The sequence below is a fragment of the Nitrosomonas ureae genome, from assembly GCF_900206265.1.
Lineage (GTDB): Bacteria > Pseudomonadota > Gammaproteobacteria > Burkholderiales > Nitrosomonadaceae > Nitrosomonas > Nitrosomonas ureae_C.
The window spans coordinates 501,621-521,274 of record NZ_LT907782.1 but is presented as its reverse complement, the minus strand read 5'-3'; the positions used below and the strand labels follow the sequence as shown (position 1 = coordinate 521,274).

At 44.5% G+C, this 19,654-nt stretch carries 14 protein-coding genes; 5 read left to right on the top strand and 9 right to left on the bottom strand.

Annotated features, from left to right (window positions below):
- Positions 1 to 14: 14 nt before the first annotated feature.
- From CPG39_RS02250 to CPG39_RS02230, 5 genes are all read right to left on the bottom strand, one after another.
- The gene (locus tag CPG39_RS02250; protein WP_096291846.1) at positions 15 to 1,385 is read right to left on the bottom strand and encodes an efflux transporter outer membrane subunit; all 1,371 of its coding nucleotides are present in this window, start codon (positions 1,383 to 1,385) and stop codon (positions 15 to 17) included.
- Positions 1,386 to 1,438: 53 nt separating this feature from the next.
- The gene (locus CPG39_RS02245; protein WP_096291845.1) at positions 1,439 to 2,404 is read right to left on the bottom strand and encodes an alpha/beta hydrolase; all 966 of its coding nucleotides are present in this window, start codon (positions 2,402 to 2,404) and stop codon (positions 1,439 to 1,441) included.
- A gap of 49 nt (positions 2,405 to 2,453) precedes the next feature.
- Complete coding sequence (locus CPG39_RS02240) at positions 2,454 to 4,646, bottom strand: TonB-dependent siderophore receptor (protein WP_231990364.1); 2,193 nt, start codon at positions 4,644 to 4,646, stop codon at positions 2,454 to 2,456.
- A 111-nt stretch (positions 4,647 to 4,757) separates the two neighbouring features.
- Positions 4,758 to 6,062, bottom strand: coding sequence for a lysine N(6)-hydroxylase/L-ornithine N(5)-oxygenase family protein (locus CPG39_RS02235; RefSeq protein ID WP_231990363.1), 1,305 nt, complete (start codon positions 6,060 to 6,062; stop codon positions 4,758 to 4,760).
- Between the two features lie 7 nt (positions 6,063 to 6,069).
- Positions 6,070 to 7,134: a GNAT family N-acetyltransferase gene (locus tag CPG39_RS02230; protein WP_197702907.1), complete on the bottom strand. Its 1,065-nt coding sequence runs from the start codon at positions 7,132 to 7,134 to the stop codon at positions 6,070 to 6,072.
- Positions 7,135 to 7,471: 337 nt separating this feature from the next.
- On the opposite strand from CPG39_RS02230, the gene CPG39_RS02225 reads away from it, so the two are divergent.
- The 5 genes from CPG39_RS02225 (at position 7,472) to CPG39_RS02205 (ending at position 14,946) form a co-directional block, all read left to right on the top strand.
- Positions 7,472 to 9,142 carry a cyclic peptide export ABC transporter gene (locus CPG39_RS02225; RefSeq protein WP_096291841.1) on the top strand — a complete coding sequence of 557 codons (1,671 nt, stop codon included), beginning with the start codon at positions 7,472 to 7,474 and terminating at the stop codon, positions 9,140 to 9,142.
- Between the two features lie 4 nt (positions 9,143 to 9,146).
- Positions 9,147 to 10,397, top strand: coding sequence for a PepSY-associated TM helix domain-containing protein (locus tag CPG39_RS02220; protein WP_096291840.1), 1,251 nt, complete (start codon positions 9,147 to 9,149; stop codon positions 10,395 to 10,397).
- A gap of 118 nt (positions 10,398 to 10,515) precedes the next feature.
- Positions 10,516 to 12,129: a long-chain-fatty-acid--CoA ligase gene (locus CPG39_RS02215; RefSeq protein WP_096294228.1), complete on the top strand. Its 1,614-nt coding sequence runs from the start codon at positions 10,516 to 10,518 to the stop codon at positions 12,127 to 12,129.
- A gap of 69 nt (positions 12,130 to 12,198) precedes the next feature.
- Entirely contained in the window at positions 12,199 to 14,409 is a 2,211-nt protein-coding gene (locus CPG39_RS02210) for a penicillin acylase family protein (RefSeq protein WP_172424068.1), read from the top strand.
- A gap of 192 nt (positions 14,410 to 14,601) precedes the next feature.
- Positions 14,602 to 14,946 carry an exosortase system-associated protein, TIGR04073 family gene (locus CPG39_RS02205; protein WP_096291838.1) on the top strand — a complete coding sequence of 115 codons (345 nt, stop codon included), beginning with the start codon at positions 14,602 to 14,604 and terminating at the stop codon, positions 14,944 to 14,946.
- Between the two features lie 219 nt (positions 14,947 to 15,165).
- On the opposite strand, the gene htpX is transcribed toward CPG39_RS02205, so the two are convergent.
- The 4 genes from htpX to CPG39_RS02185 form a co-directional block, all read right to left on the bottom strand.
- Entirely contained in the window at positions 15,166 to 16,059 is an 894-nt protein-coding gene (htpX, locus tag CPG39_RS02200) for a protease HtpX (protein ID WP_096291837.1), read from the bottom strand.
- A gap of 167 nt (positions 16,060 to 16,226) precedes the next feature.
- The gene (gene ftsB / locus CPG39_RS02195) at positions 16,227 to 16,535 is read right to left on the bottom strand and encodes a cell division protein FtsB (RefSeq protein WP_096291836.1); all 309 of its coding nucleotides are present in this window, start codon (positions 16,533 to 16,535) and stop codon (positions 16,227 to 16,229) included.
- Positions 16,535 to 17,818: a phosphopyruvate hydratase gene (gene eno / locus CPG39_RS02190; protein WP_096291835.1), complete on the bottom strand. Its 1,284-nt coding sequence runs from the start codon at positions 17,816 to 17,818 to the stop codon at positions 16,535 to 16,537. Before eno ends, ftsB begins: the two co-directional genes overlap by 1 nt.
- A 140-nt stretch (positions 17,819 to 17,958) precedes the next feature.
- The gene (locus CPG39_RS02185) at positions 17,959 to 19,635 is read right to left on the bottom strand and encodes a CTP synthase (protein WP_096291834.1); all 1,677 of its coding nucleotides are present in this window, start codon (positions 19,633 to 19,635) and stop codon (positions 17,959 to 17,961) included.
- Positions 19,636 to 19,654 lie beyond the last annotated feature (19 nt).

Genomic DNA, 19,654 nt, shown 5'->3' with positions numbered 1-19,654 from the left:
ACGTATTATTCCTTTTACACATCTCCACCTAATGCCAAGTAAAGGTTGATACGGTTGCTCAGTAATTGACGGGTAACCGACAAATGCGCGCTTTGCGCATCGAGCGTACTGCGGTAGCTGTCAAGCAATGTGAGAATTTGAATCAGGCCATTGCGATAGGAATAAACCGCCAGTTTTTGGCTCGCTTCGGTTTGCTCGACGGCCTTTCGGAGCGAGATTTCTTGCTCCCGCAACCATTCTTCAGCTGCCAGAGCCTGTTCCACTTCACGAAAAGCATTGAGCGCGGTATTTTTATACAGACTCAAAGCTTCCTCCGCACGTGCTTGATTACGGAAGATCTCACCTTCGATTCGCCCGCCTGTAAACAAGGGTTGCATAAGCCCTGCAAACACGTTCCAAGCCAATGATCTGGGGTCAACCAGTTCAGTTAGATCCGCACTGCGTGTGCCGCCTGCCGCAGTGAGTGTAATGCGTGGCAGGCGTAATTTCCTTGAGCTTGAGGCACGAAAATCGGCTGCTTGCAGACGACTGAAAGCAGCCGTTACATCGGGTCTGCGTTCCAGTAGCTCGGCGGGCAATCCCGCTGCAATAACACCAGGCAAAGAAGGCAAAGCAATTGCTTGCAGCTCGTCTCCTTCCGGATAACGGCCCAGCAAAATTTCCAAACGACGTGCAGTGGCTTGAATCCGGTTACGAGTTATCTTCAGTTGCGCTTCCGCACTGGCCAAATCAGTCAGTGCCAAACGCAAATCCAATCCGCGCACCAGGCCGCGCTGGAAACGTCCACGTACCAGGTCAGCAATGATGGTACGGTCTTTGATCGATTGCTCGACCACTGCCGCCTGCAGCTTCGCTTCAATCAATTCAAAATAGCTTTGTGCAACTCGCGCTGCCAAGGACAGTCGTGCGCCATAAAAATCAGTTTGAGTGGCATCGGCCTCCGACATCGCCGCTTGGTGGAAATCACGTATCCGCCCCCATACATCCACTTCCCAGCTAACACCAAACAATGCTTCAAACACACCAAATCTCGATGAACCAAAACCCGCCTCACGTATCTGCACTTGCTGGTGATCGGCACTAAAGAAGATTTGCGGCCAACGCCCAGATCCATCAATCCGGGCCTGCGCAATCGCCGCGTCCACTCGTGCCGCCGCCGCCTTCAGTTCATAATTATTGGCCAGAGCGGCTTTAATCAAATCCCGCAGTTGCAAATCATCAAAAACTTCTACCCATTGTTCAGGGATCGGCTGACTGATCCCTGGCTGTCCCTCACTCCATTGATGCGGAAGCTTCGCTCCTACTTCGTGCTGGTCTCGCTGGGGTAAAATATTGCACCCCGTCAAGATGAGAAATAATGCCAAACGAACAAATACCCCAATCACTTAGATTAATCCAATCTTTAAATAGAAAATATGCTTCTTCATCAGTTTTATTTCTAGTTCGAATAGAATGTATTCGCGAGAGCATCCGCAATATCTTTTCGCACTTGATGGGCCTCATTCACAATGTTTCCAAGACGAGCGAAATCGTGAATCATTCCAGGATAAATTTTGACACGGGTAGAAACACCTGCGGTTTTCATTTTATCAGCATATTCGATTCCTTCGTCCAACAATGGATCGAATTCTGCAAGAAGTAGAAATGCCGAAGCAAGATTGCATAAATTATCTGCCTGGAGCGGTGCAAAACGCCAATCAGTTCGATCAGGTTTGTCGCGGAGATAATTCATAAACATCCATTGCAACGTTTTTTCTTCAAGCAAATACCCTTGTGCAAAACGCCGATGAGATTCGGTATCCTGCCAAGCACTTGTACACGGATAAAGCAATATCTGACACACCGGTTGTGGCCACATCTCTTCACGAGCGTTAATTGTCAATCCAGTGGCCAATGTTCCGCCGGCACTATCACCCCCCACTGCCAACCGGCTTGGATCCAAAGAAAATTCTGCTCCGGTGGATATCACCCATTGATAGGCATCCTGTGCATCCTGTACTGCCGTAGGAAAACGATATTCTGGTGCCAAGCGATAAGCTACATTCAGCACATAACACGGAGTCAATGCTGCCAAAGACCGGCATAGCGAATCATGCGACTCAAGTCCGCCGATGCAGTACCCTCCTCCGTGAAAATAGAGCAACACCGGGCGAGGATCTGTAACTTGCGCAAACTCGATTGGTTTATATAGTCGCGCATTAATTGATCCTCCATCACGACACAAAATAGAAATTTCTGTCACGCTCGCAACGGCCGGTCCGGAAACATCCAGTATTTGTGTGGAAAGATCGTAATCCAATCGCGCTTTTTCTGGCGCCAGTAAATGCATCGGGGTTGTTTCCCCGCAAATGATGCTTTTCTCGACAAGCTCAAGAAATGCCGCCAAATCCTCATCAAGTGGCATGATTATTCTCCAGAAAAGGGGATTGTGAATACGAATCGAGCGAATGTATCTAGAATCTGAAAGTCAACGTACCGATCACCGTGCGCTCGGTACCTAGATAGTGTCTACCGAAAAATGTTGTGGCAATGTATCTATTATCAAAGATATTGCTGGCGTTGATGGTAAAAAGCATGGGGCCTCTTTCATAGCGTAGCGTGGCATCGAATAATGTAAATGCCGGGGTTGAGCTTATATTTTCTTGTTCATTAAAAACTCTACCGACATAGCGCACCCCGCCACCCAGTCCAAACCCCCGTATCCAATCAATACCCAATGCACCGAAAGAATAATCCAGCCATCCCGATGTCATAGTCGTTGGTACCTGTACAGGCATTTTGCCTTTGAAGTCGGTATCCTTAACATTTTCCACATCATGATAAGTAAAAGAACCGATTACATTCAAGCCACGCAATAATTCGGCACGAGCTTCCAGTTCAACCCCACGTGACCTAACTTCACCCAATTGCATAAAGCGAAAACCCGTTTCATCGCTTGGATCCCGCGATAATACATTGGTTTTGGAGAGATCAAAAAATGCAGCCGTGTATAAACTTCTTCCTCCCACAGGCTGGTATTTGATGCCCGCCTCAAATTGTTCGCCACGTGTGGGATCAAAAGGTTTATTACTTGAATCAAAACCGGCCTGCGGCAGGAAGGATTGTGAATAACTGAAATAAGGCGCAATGCCATTCGAAAACAGATAGGTCAAGCCAGCCCGCCCGGTAAATGCGCTATCTTTGACCCGGGTTGTTGAAACACTCAACAAATCATTATCTTTAGAATGAATTCTGTCATACCGCCCACTCAGTGTCAGAATCCAATTTTCGTTGTACCTTATTTGATCTTGAATATAAAAACCCAGTTGATCAATGCGTTGTTTTGCATTTATCCCAAGCACATCCGGCCTTGGAATCGGCACACCATACACAGGATTCAAAAGATCAATGCCGGGTGGAGCGAAACCATTATTGTAACCTTCAAAATATTTAAGAGAAGCATTAGTCTGATTCCAATCCGCCCCCAACAATACCGTATGATTAAATGGGCCGGTATCAAACTTGCCTTGCAAATGCGTATCAAGAACAATCTGACTTAACCTTTCATTGGTAGCATAAGCTCCTCTATCGGCGAATGTAGGCCGATCAGCCGTAAGGAATCCATTCGAAAACAAATCCTGGAAATTTCCGGTTTGCTGTGTATAGCGAAAATTTTGGCGCGCAGTAAAAGCCTCATTGAAATGATGTTCAATTTGATAACTGAACGACGCTTGGTTGGTATTGTATCGTGAAAATTTCGGATCGCTTTGCAGTACATTTGAGAAACTGCCATCCGGTGCAGCAATATAAAATGGCGATGAGCCACTGCGATTTTGCAGTATGTCACCCATCAGTGTAATGGATGTGGCATTTGTAGGACGCCAGGTTATTGATGGCGCAATATAAAAGCGCTCAATCTGCGCACGTTCGCCGCCGGTGTTGGGATACCTGACTTGCGTGCCTGACTCCAGCGCCGTCGTGACCAATCGAAACATTATAGTTCCATCCTTACTGACAGCGCCTACATCAGCCGCAATCCGCTTGCGATCAAAATTACCGTACTGAAACTCGATTTCACGTACTGGATTAGCATTGGGCCTCTTAGTAACACGATTGATGATACCACCTGCATCACCACGGCCAAACATAACTGAAGAAGGACCGCGCAGCACATCAATTCGCTCTAAGCCATACGTATCCGTGATAAAAGAATTAAAAAATAACCCTTGCGCTGCATTACTCAGACCATCCCGAAAATTTGCATTCGGATTACCGTTGAAGCCACGCATCAATATATATTCAAAACCACGACCATCAAACCCAAGCTGATCAACAGTAACACCAGGAACATAGCGCAAGGCTTCGGTAAAATTCTGTACACTTCGCATATCCATTTCATGGCGTGTTACTACAGAAATTGATTGTGGAATCTCCAGAATCGGCGTATCCGTCTTTGTTGCTGTGTTGCTACGCTTGGCTACATAACCGGCAACTTCATCAGCGGCCTTTCCTTCGACTGTAACCATAGGAAAAACAGGAGGATGGGTTTTTTCCGATTCTGCTTGAGGTACAGATGCTGGTTGCGGCGGATTGCCTGATGCAGCAGATTGCGCTGAAGACCCTTGTTTGGATTGTGCATGACTATCAATAGGTAATGAAAAAATCATCAACTGCGAGGCAAAAAACATACATGCATATTTTGAAATAATTTTAATATTATTCTGGGGTTTCATCTTAAATTTCACAAAAAGTTAGTTACTTATTTTTCTATACACTGACTAAGCCAATGCGGAAGTTACTGCACGCTGAGGTTGGGTACTGTTTGACTGATGGATGAGATTCATCAATTCTTGTGCTATTTCGTCGGTACGTACTGCTGTTACTGACAGCAACGTATCGCTTAAGCCATGACTGTTCTCACAAGCACCTTGAAGAAAAATTGCCGGCTTAAACGAAGGTGCGCTGTTTATCCGGTATTGGCGATTAACTGAGCAATCCTTCAAATAAGGCATGAGCGGCGCGAGCAATGATTTGTAATGATCGCGGTGATATCCTGTTGCCAATACCACCGCGTCATAAGTTGAGATTTTCTCGCGATCGTCATTCAAGTCATGGAGAGTGAATTGAATCCCATCTGATTGAGCGATTGCTTGTCTGACTACATGACGCCGTAAAAAACGATGCCGCTTTATATCAGCAACTTTCTGCTGATAAAACACGTTATAAATTTGTTCGATCAGAACCAGATCGGGTGCCGCATAATTGGTGTGCCAAAATTCACCGAGAATTCTTCCTCGCTCTTGCTCAGGCGTATTAAAAACAAAATCGGTAAAATCGGTATTAAAAATTTCATTAACGAATGGACTATCATCCGATGGCTTGATTGACCGGGCGCGCATAATCAAATCAATTTGCGTGGCATCAGAACGATGATGCAAATCCATAAAAATTTCCGATGCGCTCTGCCCTGCTCCAACTACAGCAATTTTCCTGGCCTGCACATGCTGTTTAATTTGTTTCAAATAATCATTTGAATGAAAAACCCTCGGATCATCTTTTATTTGTGCAAAACTCTCCGGAATCCTGGGTTGACCGCCAATGCTGACCACCAGGCTTCGAGTTAATCGTTCATGAACAATTTGTCTTTTATCTCTGGAGCGGACGCGCAACAATGAAATCTCATCACTGAATTTTTCCGGTAACACTTCAATCACCTCTTCACCATATGCGCAACAGTGATCAAAATGCCCCGCGGCCCACGCGAGATAATCATTAAACTCACGACGACTCGGAAAGAAAGTTTTCAGATTAATAAAATCCTGCAATCGACTCTTCTCGTGTAAGTAATTGATAAATGTAAAATGACTGGCCGGATTGCGCATCGTGGCCAAGTCTTTAAGAAAAGAAACCTGCATGTGCGCGTTATCCAGCATCATGTTGGCATGCCATGCAAAACTAGGCTGCTTCTCAATAAAAAAGGATTCGGTGGGATAACCAGCCTGTTTTTTCTCTTCGAGCGTTATAGCAAGCGCTATATTGGATGGGCCAAAACCAATACCAATCAAATCAAAAATTTTCATCATGAGATCCTTAAGATAATGCGACAGACTGGGGTAACGAAATGCGACGCGGCACCCATAGTTGTTCAACAAAAAAATGTTCCCGTGACAACATGCCAAGCATCGCGCGCTTGTGAGGAAAATCGAATTCCTTGATGTTTGCATAGCCGCACTGCGCTAGATTTCGTATCATCTTATGGTTATCAATGCGCGGCTCGATCACAAGACGTTGTGTTCTATCATCATCAAGAAACAAATAATGCGAAATGGACGGTAGCCAGGCTGTAACAAAAGGCTTGCCACGCATATGAGGCTCCCCGATCAATACGTGCCAGCCACGATCAAAATCATTGACATCGTAATGGGGCGAAATCCGGTCTTCCTTGGCCCAATAAATTTCGAAATAACCGAATGGCTCATCATCAAAACAACCCATCAGACCCGTTATATGTGGATCAGCTTCGATAGCAGCAAGATAAGCACGATGTTTGGATAAATCCCCTTCTTCCTGCCAGAACTCTGCCACGACCGGATCATTCATCCAGCGATTGAAACAGATCAGATCTGTTACCGGATCAATTGCCCGAAAAATCAAGGTACGGTTCAGCCACGAAATATACCGTTGATAAACTTTACCGATGGGTTTTGGCGGACGTAGCGGATGACTCCGTCCATGACTCACGACATAGTGAATAGGAAAAATCTGAACAGGTATCGAAGGGCGCCATACTCTGGCTTGCTGCCAAAAAATATCTACATAAACAAAAACCTGATTATTCGCATTTTTAATCAAAACACCCGAATCAAAAAGCTCGCTGAGATGATCGTTTGGAATCAATAGAGATAGTTTTTTCTGATGCGGATAGTTCACTACCGAAGCTTCTATTGCTGCCAATAATTCGGTCGCTTCAGGATATTCATGAGAATAACCCGCCCATTCCAAGTTTAATTGGTCAGATTGTTTATATAAATGCCAGAGCGTTTCTCTCCCCTTTTCATTTTCTTTCACACGTAAAGTTTTATTTTCATAGGTAACGCCATAGCAAATTTGATTCGGACGAGATATCAAGCGAACCGGAAGTATCGGTTGCTTCATTAATAATTCACCAGGCTGATCATTTAATTGAAACTGCTTCATTCATTTCCAATGAGAGATTATTTTTGTAATTTCTTTATCTATTTTGAAGACGAATGAGAAGTATTATTATTTATTATTTTTACTTTCTGATAACTATTCCTCTCATCTTTCAGAACGTCTCAATAAAATTGGAAAATGGCTCTGCCACTGACAAATAGCAAGAAATGACTGTCTACAAATACTTCTTCAGTTAATCGTTTAACTACTTAAAATTACTGTCTACGTTAGCCCAGGAAAGTAAACATTTGCTTTCATCATTCGTCACTACTGATATCTTTTCCGAAATGGATAAACCATGTTGAAGTATCTTATTAAACAGTCCAAGCCTCTACTTCTAAGCGCATCAATGGCCAGCATTGTGCATGGAATTTGCAGTGTTCTGCTGCTTGCACAAATCAGTGCCGCACTGACAACCGCTGAATCGGATAACGAAAAAATGGCTTTCATATTCACAGCAACAGCGCTCTGCGTCATGGTGAGTTATGTGGTGGCCGCCATTTTGTTTGAACGACTGGGACAAGCCGCGCACGCCGAGCTTCGCGGTTTTATTGCAAAACGTGTGATTGTCGCTGATTACCGGCAACTCGAATTACTGGGCGCAGCGCGCATACAGTCCGCACTTTCCGAGCATTGCACCCGTGTAGCCGAATTTTTCGTTAGTTTTCCGGTAATTCTGACAAATGCTGTCGTAGTTGCCGGCTGCCTGGTTTACATGGCTTTTCTGTCATGGCAGGTTTTCTTATTAGCGCTCCTGGTCATCGGATTTGGCTCTCTTGGATATCATCTTGCCCATCTTCGCGCCATACGGCACCTGGATATTGCCGCTGAGGAACAGGATAACTTATTTGCTTATTTTCGTTCACTCACGGACGGTGCAAAAGAATTACGTCTCAATCGAGACAAGCGCGCTGCTTTTTATAATGATGTACTCGGGCAATCAATTGAAAAAGTACGTAAAGAACGGACGCTGGGGATGTCCATTTTTGTAGCTTCAGCAGGCTGGGGAAATTTCTTGATTTATGCATTTATTGGCATGGTGCTGTTCATGCTGGTTGGCGATGTTCCCGATCGAACATTGATCATGACAGGATATGCACTGGTATTTGTTTATATGTTGGGACCGCTCGAAGCTCTATTATTGAATATTCCACGCGCAAATCTGGCACAAGTTTCGGCTGAACGCATCGATGAAATTACGCGCTCCATGTCTTCCACCGAATCGCAAACCCTTAAAGCTGAATTGCCCCCCTTTCAATCCATTAGGTTGGAAAGTGTGTTACACCGCTATTATCATGAACAAAAAGATGAAATGTTTACGCTAGGCCCGATAGATTTGCAATTTCATCCTGGAGAAATTACCTTCCTGGTTGGAGGTAATGGCAGCGGCAAAACGACTTTAGCAAAATTACTGGTGGGCCTCTATCCTCCGGAAGAAGGAAAGATCATCCTTAATGGTGTAACTATCGAAGATATAAATCGTGATTATTACAGGCAATTTTTTTCGACAATTTTTTCCGATTTCCACCTTTTTGATCGATTACTTGAAACCAAGCATGAAAACGATCTGGATAAAAAAGGAAACGAGCTTTTAACGAAATTACACTTACAGCATAAGGTAAAAGTTCAGAATGGTGCCTTTACTACGCTTACGTTATCGCAAGGACAGCGCAAACGCCTGGCGCTTGCGATCACTTATCTTGAGAATCGGCCATTTCTGGTATTTGATGAATGGGCCGCTGATCAGGACCCTGTTTTTAAGGAAATCTTCTATCATGAATTGCTTCCCGAATTGCGTGCAATGGGCAAAACAATATTAGTGATTTCCCACGATGATCGTTATTTTCACTTGGCAGATCGCCTTATCCGAATGGAAAACGGTCGTTTGACTCAGGTTAATGTGCGGTCATCAAAAACCGAACCCGGAACAATCGCCTCACCGCTGATAACAGCCCATGGCGTAGCTTAACATTATGAAAAAATATATTGAATCTGCAATACCGGCTGCAATTGAACAGCAAGAAAAACAATCCGGAAAATCCAGGGCAAATCGTCAGATTCTAACGTTATTACATCGCTGGGCCGGTCTTTTCTTAGCTGTGTTCCTTTTTATCTCGGGCCTAACCGGCGCAATCATTTCATGGGATCATGAACTCGATGAATGGTTAAATCCACAATTATTCGACAGACAAAGCCAAGGGGATCCGCTGCCTCCAACGATCCTTGCGGATCAACTTGAAGCAGCAGATCCCAGAATACTCATCACATGGCTACCGCTAACTATCGAGCCTGATGAAAACTTGGGACTGGGAGTGAAAGGACGCATAGATCCGAGAACAGGTAAAGCATTTGTTTTGGGGTTCAATCAAATCGCACTGGACCCTGTGAGTGGAGAACTACGGGGCTCGCGCATGTGGGGCGAAATCTCGCTCACTCGCGAGAACTTCATTCCCTTTCTGTATAAACTGCACTATAGCATGCACATTCCGGATGCTTTTGACATTGAATTAGGCATTGTATTAATGGGTATTTTGGCAATTGTGTGGTCCATCGATTGCTTCATTGCATTATGGATTTCATTTCCCAATTTTGAGGTCTGGCGGAAATCATTTGCTTTTCGCTGGAGGCAAGGTAGTTATAAGTTGAATTTTGATCTGCACCGTTCCGGCGGGGTATGGCTATGGGGGCTATTATTGATACTTTCCGTGACAGCAGTCTCAATGAATCTTAAACTGGAAATTTCCCGACCCATCGTCTCAATCTTTTCCACACTTACCCCCGATCCCTTTGCAATACGTACTCCCAATCCACATGATGAACCAATCGAACCCATAATTGCTCGCAGCGAAATCATAGAATTAGCCCATGCGGAATCGCAAAAAAGGAATTGGAGCATTCCATTAGGAGGCATGTTTTATGATCCGGAATATGGTATTTATGGTGTTACATTTCATGAACCGGGACAAGATCATGCTGAGTTTGGCCTTGGTAATCCCTGGCTTTATTTCGACGGCCAGGATGGCTCTTTACTAGGAGAAAAAATACCTGGAACCGGGAGCGCAGGCGATATCTTTCTGGACGCTCAATTTCCGCTACACTCCGGCCGGATTCTTGGCCTGCCCGGACGCATCATAATCTCGGTGCTGGGATTACTCATTGCCATGCTTTCAGTAACAGGTGTTATTATCTGGCAAAGGAAACGCTGGGCGCGCGCTCAAAAATGATCAATCCGAATCCTTTTCGTTATCCGGAATTAAAAGCCGGTTGAAAGATAAGTACACAACGTCGAATATTCTCATTGGGGACACAACCCATCCTAATGGATTATGCGTTAAAACAAATATGACATCATACCCCCTGTTACTGAAACAACTTTGGCATACACCGCTAGCGAATGCAGCCAATCAGGAAATTGTTTATCGCGATCAATTACGCTTGAATTACCGTCAGGTATATGATCGTATTGAACGGTTCGGTGCCGCATTGGCCGCATATGGTTTGCAGCAGAACGATGTGATTGCGGTTATGGATCACGATAGTCACCGCTATCTCGAATGCTATTTCGCGATACCGATGTATGGTGCGACATTGATGACAGTCAATACTAAACTGACACCGGCACAGATTGCCTATACCTTGAATCATTCCCGTGCCTCGATGTTGCTGCTGCATGCGGATTTCATTCCGATTATCGAGAGCATTCATGCAGAATTGCCTGGAATACAAAAGTATATTGTCATGGCGGATGAAACAGCAGTACCACAAACCATTTTGCAATTTGATAATGAATATGAATGCTGGCTGGCAGATCAAAAAGACGGTTTTAATTTTAGTGATTTTGATGAAAACACCCGGGCGACAACTTTCTATACCACAGGAACGACTGGGGTGCCTAAAGGTGTTTATTACACGCACAGGCAATTGGTATTGCATACCCTAGCAGCAGGCATGGCCTTAACTGCACCGGCAGCGCAGCAACGTTTTCATTCCGAAGATGTTTATATGCCACTGACACCGATGTTTCATGTGCATGCCTGGGGCATTCCTTACATCGTTACATTGCTTGGTATAAAGCAAGTTTACCCAGGACGGTACGCACCCGATATGTTGCTGCGATTAATCCGTGAAGAACAGGTCACATGTTCGCACTGTGTACCAACTTTATTGAAAATGATACTGACCGCGGCACAAGCAGCTGCAGTGGATCTTCGCGGCTGGAAAGTCGTTATTGGTGGATCGGCATTGCCCCAGGTACTGGCCAGACAGGCATTGGAAATGGGGATCGATTGCTTTGCCGGGTATGGTTTATCCGAAACAGCGCCTATACTTACGTTGGCGCAATTAAATGCTACTGCGCAAGGTCCGATGACAGATGATACATTGGCAAAATTATGCTGTGCCGGACGTGCAATACCCTTGGTGGATCTGCAGATCGTCGATGAAGTAATGCAGTCGCAAGCACATGATGGTCAAAGCAGCGGAGAAATTGTTGCACGCGCGCCTTGGTTAACGCACGGGTATCTCGATAATATCGAAGCCAGTGCTGCACTCTGGCGTGGCGATTATCTGCATACACAGGATATCGGCACCATGGATTCCAATGGCTATCTGTACATTACTGATCGTCTGAAAGATGTCATTAAAGTCGCTGGTGAATGGGTATCATCACTGGAATTGGAGGATGCCCTCACTCAGGTTATCGGTGTCAAGGAAGTGGCAGTTATCGGTGTTCCGGATAAGCGCTGGGGAGAATGTCCGCTGGCGTTACTGATCGTAGATAATAATCTGTTTAAAGAATCGGCTGCACAAGAACAGGTGCGTTTGTTTGTCGAGCGCGGATCAATTCCAAAGCATGCGTTACTTACGCGATTCAAGCAAGTTAAAAGTATCACTAAAACCAGTGTCGGTAAGATTGACAAGAAAGCTTTGCGCGCAGAACACGCGGTTGCACAATAAATCACGAATGTTTTTATGTCTGCGGTTGCTTTAACGGGGCTTATTACATCGTCGGAATTGAGGACCAACATGAAAAACCGATCTCGGTTGTACTTATTACGGTACATCATGCTACAGACCGCTCTACTTCTGGGCGCCTGTCAACCTGCTCAACCCCCTACAAAAACTCATGATGCTGCGGAGATTTTGTGGGATACCTGGGGTATTCCACATATTGTTGCCCGACGAGACAGCGATGCCTTTTATGCTTTTGGCTGGGCACAAATGAGAAGTCATGCTGATTTACTGCTTAAACTCTATGCTATTGCACGCGGGCGGGGTGCCGAATTTTTTGGCGAGAATTATCTGGCTGCTGACCGCTCCACACGGCTACTCGGCATTCCGAATTTAGCCGAAGAATGGTATGCACAGCAAGATACTGATTTTAAGAAAAACTTGATGGCATTCTCTATTGGCATCAATGATTTCGCACGACAACACCCTGAGTTAATTTCCGACACCGTAAAAGCCATACTGCCGGTGACACCACAAGATGTGATTGCCCATACCACGCGAGTAATGACCGTCTTTATTGCCGGTATATCGGAATGTGGCGCAGTGTTGCCTGGCTTTGATTTTTCTGATCAACCGGCTGCTTCAAATGGTTGGGCACTAGGTGCTAATTATTCTGACAGTGGAAATACCATGCTACTGGTTAATCCACATCTCGATTGGGGAGGATTGGAAACATTTTATGAAGCTCATATCGTGTTGCCGGAGATGAATCTTTATGGTGCGGCTTTAGTGGGTTCTCCGGTATTGCAAATTGCATTTAACGATCATCTGGGCTGGACACACACTGTCAACCCCATGGATGGATGTGATCTCTATCAACTGAAATTAATCGGTGATGTGCTCGACGAGGGCTATTGGCTAGATGGAGTCAAGCAAAGCTTTACTGTCACTACTGAAACTATTCGGATTCGTCAACCGGATGATAGTGTAGCAAGCGAAGCCTTCCTAATTCGAAGAGCTCGACAAGGACCGATAATTGAACACGAAGGACAAATTTTAGCGGTACGCCTGGCGTTACTGCAAACGCCGTTACTGGCCAATATGAACCGGCAATGGTGGGAAATGGGACACGCTGCTGATTTAGAAGCATTCCAGAAAGCCTTACAAGGCGGTCATTTACCTCTGTTCAATGTAATTTATGCGGATGTAGACAAACATATAATGTTAGCCTTCAATGGTATTATTCCGGTTCGAGACTTCGGAGATACAGCTTTTTGGCGCAAACCCATAATCGGGGATGATTCACGTCTGATCTGGACAGAGACACACAGCTACCACAATCTACCAAAATCAATCGACCCCACGTCGGGCTGGGTACAAAATAGCAATGGCGCGCCCTGGTACATGACGATGCCTTTTCTCGACAAGAATCTCTATTCCTCCAACATTGCAGCGGATGTAACCAATAACCGTGAACTGCGGGGATTACAGATGCTGCATACGCATCAGCGCATGAGTTATGCAGAACTGATTACTACCAAGCATTCTACGCGCGCACTGGTAGCCGATCAATTGCTTGATGATCTGCTCGCAGCTGCGCATGCGAGTGGTGAGTCGTCATTACAGCAAGCCGCCGATGTGCTCAGCCATTGGGACCGGCAGTATTTGGCGGAAAGCCGTGGTGCATTGCTTTTTAGCGTTTGGTTCGAGAAATGGGTTGAACGAACCATTACCAAAACTATCGAAGCTGACGCGAATTATGTGTTTCTTCCCGAACAGTTGCTTGGCGATCTTTTTTATGCACACCCTTTTACGCCGTCAGAGCCATTGATATCGCCTCGCGGCTTAGCTGACAAGTCATTGGCCGTATCGGCTTTGCGCGATGCCGTGGATGAATTGCGAGCCAGTGTGAATGAGCTCGACACGCCGTGGGGAGATATTGCCCGTCTGCGTCGTAATGGAGTTGATTTGCCCGGTAACGGTTCTAGCACGGAGCTAGGTATTTTTCGTGAAATTATTTATGAGAAGGATGAAGATGGCAAATTCAAATCCACTTCTGGAGATAGTTATATTGCGATAGTTGAATTCTCACAACCTATTCGCGCCCAAGTACTAACAGCGTATGGAAATGCCACTCAGGACAGCATTTTTGAAATAGGCAACCAATTGCAATTAACTGCAGACCAGAAACTCCGACCGGCCTGGCGCGCACTGGAGGAAATTAAAGAAAATTTGGCAATGCGAGAGCGTTTAATCCCAAATTCTTCGATTAACCAAAATCGATAAGCTGTTGCAAGATAAAAGAATTTTTTCTGAGAGATTTAACATTAGTTATATAGAAGGAAACCGATCACAATATACTTCAGCTTGATTTGTATGATTAATTCCGAAAGAGTAAACTGCTAGGGAATTTTTGCTGGCTCTCATTAAAGGCAAAAATTTAATAAATTCTAAAAACTGTATAAAGGAGATTCTTTGATGGGAAGTATTGTTAAATTATCTTTGGTGCTTGCGATTTCTTTTATTTTCTCGTCTCAAGCAATTGCTTCAGGCAGTAACTTTAGTGCCTCGGGTGAGAGATTTGTAAGCGGAATTGCAAATGTGGCTACTGGGTGGGTGGAGCTGCCAAAGAATGTAGTGCTGACAGGGCAAAAAGATGGTCCGATATATGGTATTACGGTTGGATTGGCAATGGGTCTCATGCATACGGTGGGTCGAACACTTGTTGGAGCATTGGATGTGGCAACCTTCTGGATGCCATTAAAGCCTTCAGTAAATCCACCTTATATCTGGGAAGATTTTTCGAGAGAAACTTCTTATTAATTTTTATTTTACAGTACAACCAATTTCATAAGAGATCTTATTAATACAAGAAAGGAAAGACTCTTTTTAACTGTATTTGAGAATTACGAATATTTTTTGTGTGAGATCAGTTATTAGTCATACTTAAATAATAACCAACGAAGCTCAGCATAATAAATAATAAGTTGTATAAAAAATAAAACGCCATGCGACTCGCGTGGCGTTTCCTATCATCATATGTCAGAATTTAGCGGGCTGTTGGGCTTCAAGTGCTGCGATCCTTTCCTCCAAGGGGGGATGCGACATAAATAGTCTCGTTAATCCATTACTGCTTCCAGAAATACCAAAAGCAGCTAACTGATCCGGTAAATGGGCCTGCCCGTGAGCTAGTTGTAATCGTCGAAGTGCAGCAATCATTTTTCCTTTACCTGCCAGACTGGCCCCACCTGCATCGGCACGAAACTCGCGTTGACGACTAAACCACATGACAATGATACTAGCCAGAACACCCAGAACAATTTCAGCGATAATGGTGGTAACCCAGAAAGCAGGTCCGTGGCCTTCTTGAGTTTTAAATACAGCACGATCTATCGTATGTCCAATAACGCGTGATAGAAAGATAACAAATGTGTTGACGACACCTTGTATTAGCGCCAATGTGACCATATCGCCATTTGCGATATGACTGACTTCGTGAGCCAGTACCGCTTCCGCTTCATCCTGACTCATGGTATTTAATAATCCAGTACTCACAGCAACCAGTGCGGCATCTTTTGACATTCCTGTAGCAAAAGCATTGACATCAGGAGCTTCATAAATGGCCACCTCTGGCATGCCAATACCGACAATCTTTGCCTGCCGCTGTACGGTAGATAATAGCCAATGCTCTCGCGCGTTCCTCGGAATTTCAATGACTTGCGCACCAGTAAAACGTTTAGCGGTCCATTTTGACATTGCTAACGACATGAAGGAGCCGCCAAATCCGAATACAGCTGCAAACAATAATACTGAATTAATATCCAGACCTGCACCCTGCTCATCCAAAATTCTTTCGAATCCCAGCAGCCGTAAAGTAATACTAAGCACAACAATGATAGCCAAGTTAGTAATTAAAAAAAGAAAAATCCTTTTCATTTTTTTGCTCCACAATGAGATTTAGTTCGACAGAAGTAATATGTCAATTATTTGACGTTTTTCAAGCAAATTTATTTAAGCCAAAGCCAGATTGAACAATTGATAAGCATCCGAATAACAATCATTTGATTATTCAGTGCTCAGGATCGCTCAAGTTCGAGAGAATTTTATGGTGCGATATATGATTGGGAAGTTTGAGGTTGTGCGTTCCTGACAATCTGGAAAAGCACTTCCCCTTCCTTGATCATACCCAAATCGCTTCGAGCGCGCTCTTCAATTGCTTCAAGCCCTTGTTTTAAGTCATTGACTTCGGCTTCCAGCTTGTTATTGCGCGCCTGTAACTGTAAATTATTTTTACGTGCCACGACAACTTCTTGATCTACCTGTAGAACTCTTAACCAGCTTGCTTTACCAACCCACAATGAGTATTGCATTGCGAGAATTAACATCAGCAGTATGAAACTCAATGGCTTCATTATTTAAGCTGATAAAACGCGCTCCGGCCGGCATATTTTACTGTATCTCCTAAATTTTCTTCAATTCGTAATAGTTGATTGTATTTAGCAAGACGGTCAGATCTGGATAGTGAGCCAGTTTTGATTTGTAGTGCATTGGCCGCTACTGCGATGTCGGCGATGGTGGTGTCCTCGGTTTCTCCTGAGCGATGTGAGATGACTGCAGTGTAACCAGCACATTTAGCCATCTCAATGGCTGCGAATGTTTCTGTTAATGTGCCAATCTGATTTACCTTGATTAAGATAGAATTAGCAATGCCTTGCTTGATCCCCTCCTGTAGAATTCTTGCGTTGGTGACAAAGATATCATCGCCAACCAATTGAATTGAATCACCCAATTTCTGGGTTAATAATTTCCACCCATCCCAATCATGCTCGCTCATACCGTCCTCGATACTGATGATAGGATATTTATCCACCCACGATAATAAATAATCGACGAATTGCGCTGACGTCAGATGCAAATTATCGGAAGATAAATGGTATTTGCCATCATGAAAAAATTCAGAGCTGGCACAATCAACACCAATCGCAATATCTTTTCCAGGTTGATAACCTGCTTGATCAATAGCTTCTACAATTAATTGCAAAGCTGCTTCATTGTTTTCCAAGTTAGGTGCGAACCCACCCTCATCGCCCACTGTAGTAGGCATATTTTTGTTATTAATAAGCTTCTTGAGCGTTCCAAAAACTTCGGCACCGCAACGAATGGCGTCATGAAAATTTGAGATTCCCAGCGGCACAATCATGAATTCTTGCATATCGATATTATTATTGGCATGCGCGCCACCATTAATTAAGTTCATCAACGGAACGGGCATTGACATTGAAGCAGCACCACCCAGATAACGATACAGCGGCAATCCTGATTCCTCGGCGGCGGCTTTGGCAACCGCCAGCGATACTGCCAGAATTGCGTTGGCACCAAGTCTGGATTTGTTTTCGGATCCGTCTAAATCAATTACAGTTTGATCAATGAAACTTTGATCAATAGCATCCAAACCCAATAACGCTTCGGAGATTTCGGTATTAACATTTTTCACCGCCTTAAGAACACCTTTTCCTGAATAGCGTTGTGCATCACCATCGCGCAGTTCCATTGCCTCTTTGGTTCCAACAGATGCACCAGAGGGAACTGAGGCGCGGCCTAGAACTCCCGATTCCAGCGTTACATCTGCTTCAATAGTTGGATTACCGCGAGAATCCAGAATCTCACGGGCGATGACTTCTACAATTGCACTCATGCTACATTTTTCCTGTTATTTGCGTTTACTGTTATTAATTAATTGATGGCAATTTTGTGATTTTTGCTACAACCACAATGATGTATCGATAATACCGATTATTCTTCTTTATTTCTTGATTCTAAGTTTTTTGTGCTCCGTCAGTTGTTACATAATGCATGAATTTTTTCATCTCCGGAGAGTTGATGTTTGCTGGCAAAATTTATTGCTGCTTGAACATAGGATTTGAATAATGCATGCCCTAACCGTGGGGTAGAAGTAAATTCCGGATGAAATTGACAACCCAAGAACCAGGGATGTTCAGCATCAGACAGTTCTATCATTTCACATAGATTCTCTTCTTTAGAAAAGCCGCTGATGCAGAGCCCTGCTTTTTCTAATCTAGGAATATAGAGATTATTAACTTCATACCGATGGCGATGACGCTCGATAATGGTATCTGTGCCATAGGTCTTCCAGGCGAGAGTATCTTTCTTCAATATACATTCCTGTCCGCCTAATCGCATACTCCCACCAATATCGGAATTTTCATCGCGTATTTCAATTTGTCCATCCCGAGTTCGCCATTCGGTAATCAATCCGATAACTGGGAACGGTGTTTCCGGATTGAATTCAGTGCTGTGGGCATCTTTCATGCCGGTTTTGTTACGTGCGTACTCAACTACAGCCAGTTGCATACCTAAACAAATGCCGAGGTACGGTATGCGGTTGATTCGGGCAAAGTTGATGGCCATTATTTTACCTTCGACACCACGTTTGCCAAATCCGCCAGGAACCAGGATTGCATCCATTTCACTCAAACCCCTGGTGCCTTCTGTTTCAATATTTTCAGAATCAATGTAAGTGATGTTAATTTGGCTGTGAGTATGGATACCGGCATGAATCAAAGCCTCTGACAATGATTTATAAGACTCGGTTAAATCAACGTATTTACCTACAATGGCGATAGTAACTGTGTGTTTGGGGTGCTCGAGCGCATATACTAGTTTGTTCCAGACACCCAAATCCGCAGGTTTTGCCAGAATGTTCAGTTTATGACAGATAATTTCATCCAACATCTGTGCATGCAGTAAACCTGGAATTTTATAGATGCTATCCACATCGATGGCGGATATGACGGCTTCTTCCCGAACATTAGTAAAAAGTGCTATTTTTCGGCGCTCGTCCTCGGGCAGCTCACGGTCTGAACGACATAGCAAAACATCCGGTTGAATCCCAATTTCACGTAACTCCTTGACCGAATGCTGAGTGGGCTTGGTTTTCAGCTCACCGGCCGAGCCGATATAAGGTAATAAGGTAAGATGGATGAAGCAGGTGTCCAAGCGCGGATTTTGTACTGCCATTTGTCTGATAGCTTCCAGAAACGGAAGCGATTCGATGTCGCCGACCGTGCCGCCAATTTCAATAATCGCGATTTGCGCATCTCCCACGCCGGCTTGAATATAGCGCTTAATTTCATCAGTAATATGGGGAATAACCTGAACAGTGCCTCCAAGATAATCACCGCGTCGTTCCTTGCGAATAACACTTTCGTAGATTTGACCGGTAGTAAAGTTATTATGTCGAGTCATACGGGTAGTGATGAAACGCTCATAATGTCCCAGATCAAGATCTGTTTCGGCGCCATCCTCAGTTACAAATACTTCACCATGCTGAAACGGACTCATGGTACCCGGGTCCACATTGATATAAGGATCCAATTTAAGCATAGTCACTTTAAGTCCACGCGACTCAAGCAGTGCGGCAAGAGATGCAGCTGCAATCCCTTTACCCAGCGAGGAAACAACACCGCCTGTCACAAAGACATATTTGGTCATGAGTGGTTATCGCAATATG

What these genes read in the sequence shown, in the direction of transcription:
- CPG39_RS02220 (WP_096291840.1), top strand. Translation starts at nt 9,147, where the DNA reads ATGAAAAAATATATTGAATCTGCAATACCGGCTGCAATTGAACAGCAA.
- CPG39_RS02185 (WP_096291834.1), bottom strand. Translation starts at nt 19,635, where the DNA reads ATGACCAAATATGTCTTTGTGACAGGCGGTGTTGTTTCCTCGCTGGGT.
- CPG39_RS02245 (WP_096291845.1), bottom strand. Translation starts at nt 2,404, where the DNA reads ATGCCACTTGATGAGGATTTGGCGGCATTTCTTGAGCTTGTCGAGAAA.
- htpX (WP_096291837.1), bottom strand. Translation starts at nt 16,059, where the DNA reads ATGAAAAGGATTTTTCTTTTTTTAATTACTAACTTGGCTATCATTGTT.
- CPG39_RS02230 (WP_197702907.1), bottom strand. Translation starts at nt 7,134, where the DNA reads ATGAAGCAACCGATACTTCCGGTTCGCTTGATATCTCGTCCGAATCAA.
- ftsB (WP_096291836.1), bottom strand. Translation starts at nt 16,535, where the DNA reads ATGAAGCCATTGAGTTTCATACTGCTGATGTTAATTCTCGCAATGCAA.
- CPG39_RS02210 (WP_172424068.1), top strand. Translation starts at nt 12,199, where the DNA reads ATGAAAAACCGATCTCGGTTGTACTTATTACGGTACATCATGCTACAG.
- CPG39_RS02240 (WP_231990364.1), bottom strand. Translation starts at nt 4,646, where the DNA reads ATGATTTTTTCATTACCTATTGATAGTCATGCACAATCCAAACAAGGG.
- CPG39_RS02205 (WP_096291838.1), top strand. Translation starts at nt 14,602, where the DNA reads ATGGGAAGTATTGTTAAATTATCTTTGGTGCTTGCGATTTCTTTTATT.
- CPG39_RS02225 (WP_096291841.1), top strand. Translation starts at nt 7,472, where the DNA reads ATGTTGAAGTATCTTATTAAACAGTCCAAGCCTCTACTTCTAAGCGCA.
- eno (WP_096291835.1), bottom strand. Translation starts at nt 17,818, where the DNA reads ATGAGTGCAATTGTAGAAGTCATCGCCCGTGAGATTCTGGATTCTCGC.
- CPG39_RS02215 (WP_096294228.1), top strand. Translation starts at nt 10,516, where the DNA reads ATGACATCATACCCCCTGTTACTGAAACAACTTTGGCATACACCGCTA.
- CPG39_RS02235 (WP_231990363.1), bottom strand. Translation starts at nt 6,062, where the DNA reads ATGATGAAAATTTTTGATTTGATTGGTATTGGTTTTGGCCCATCCAAT.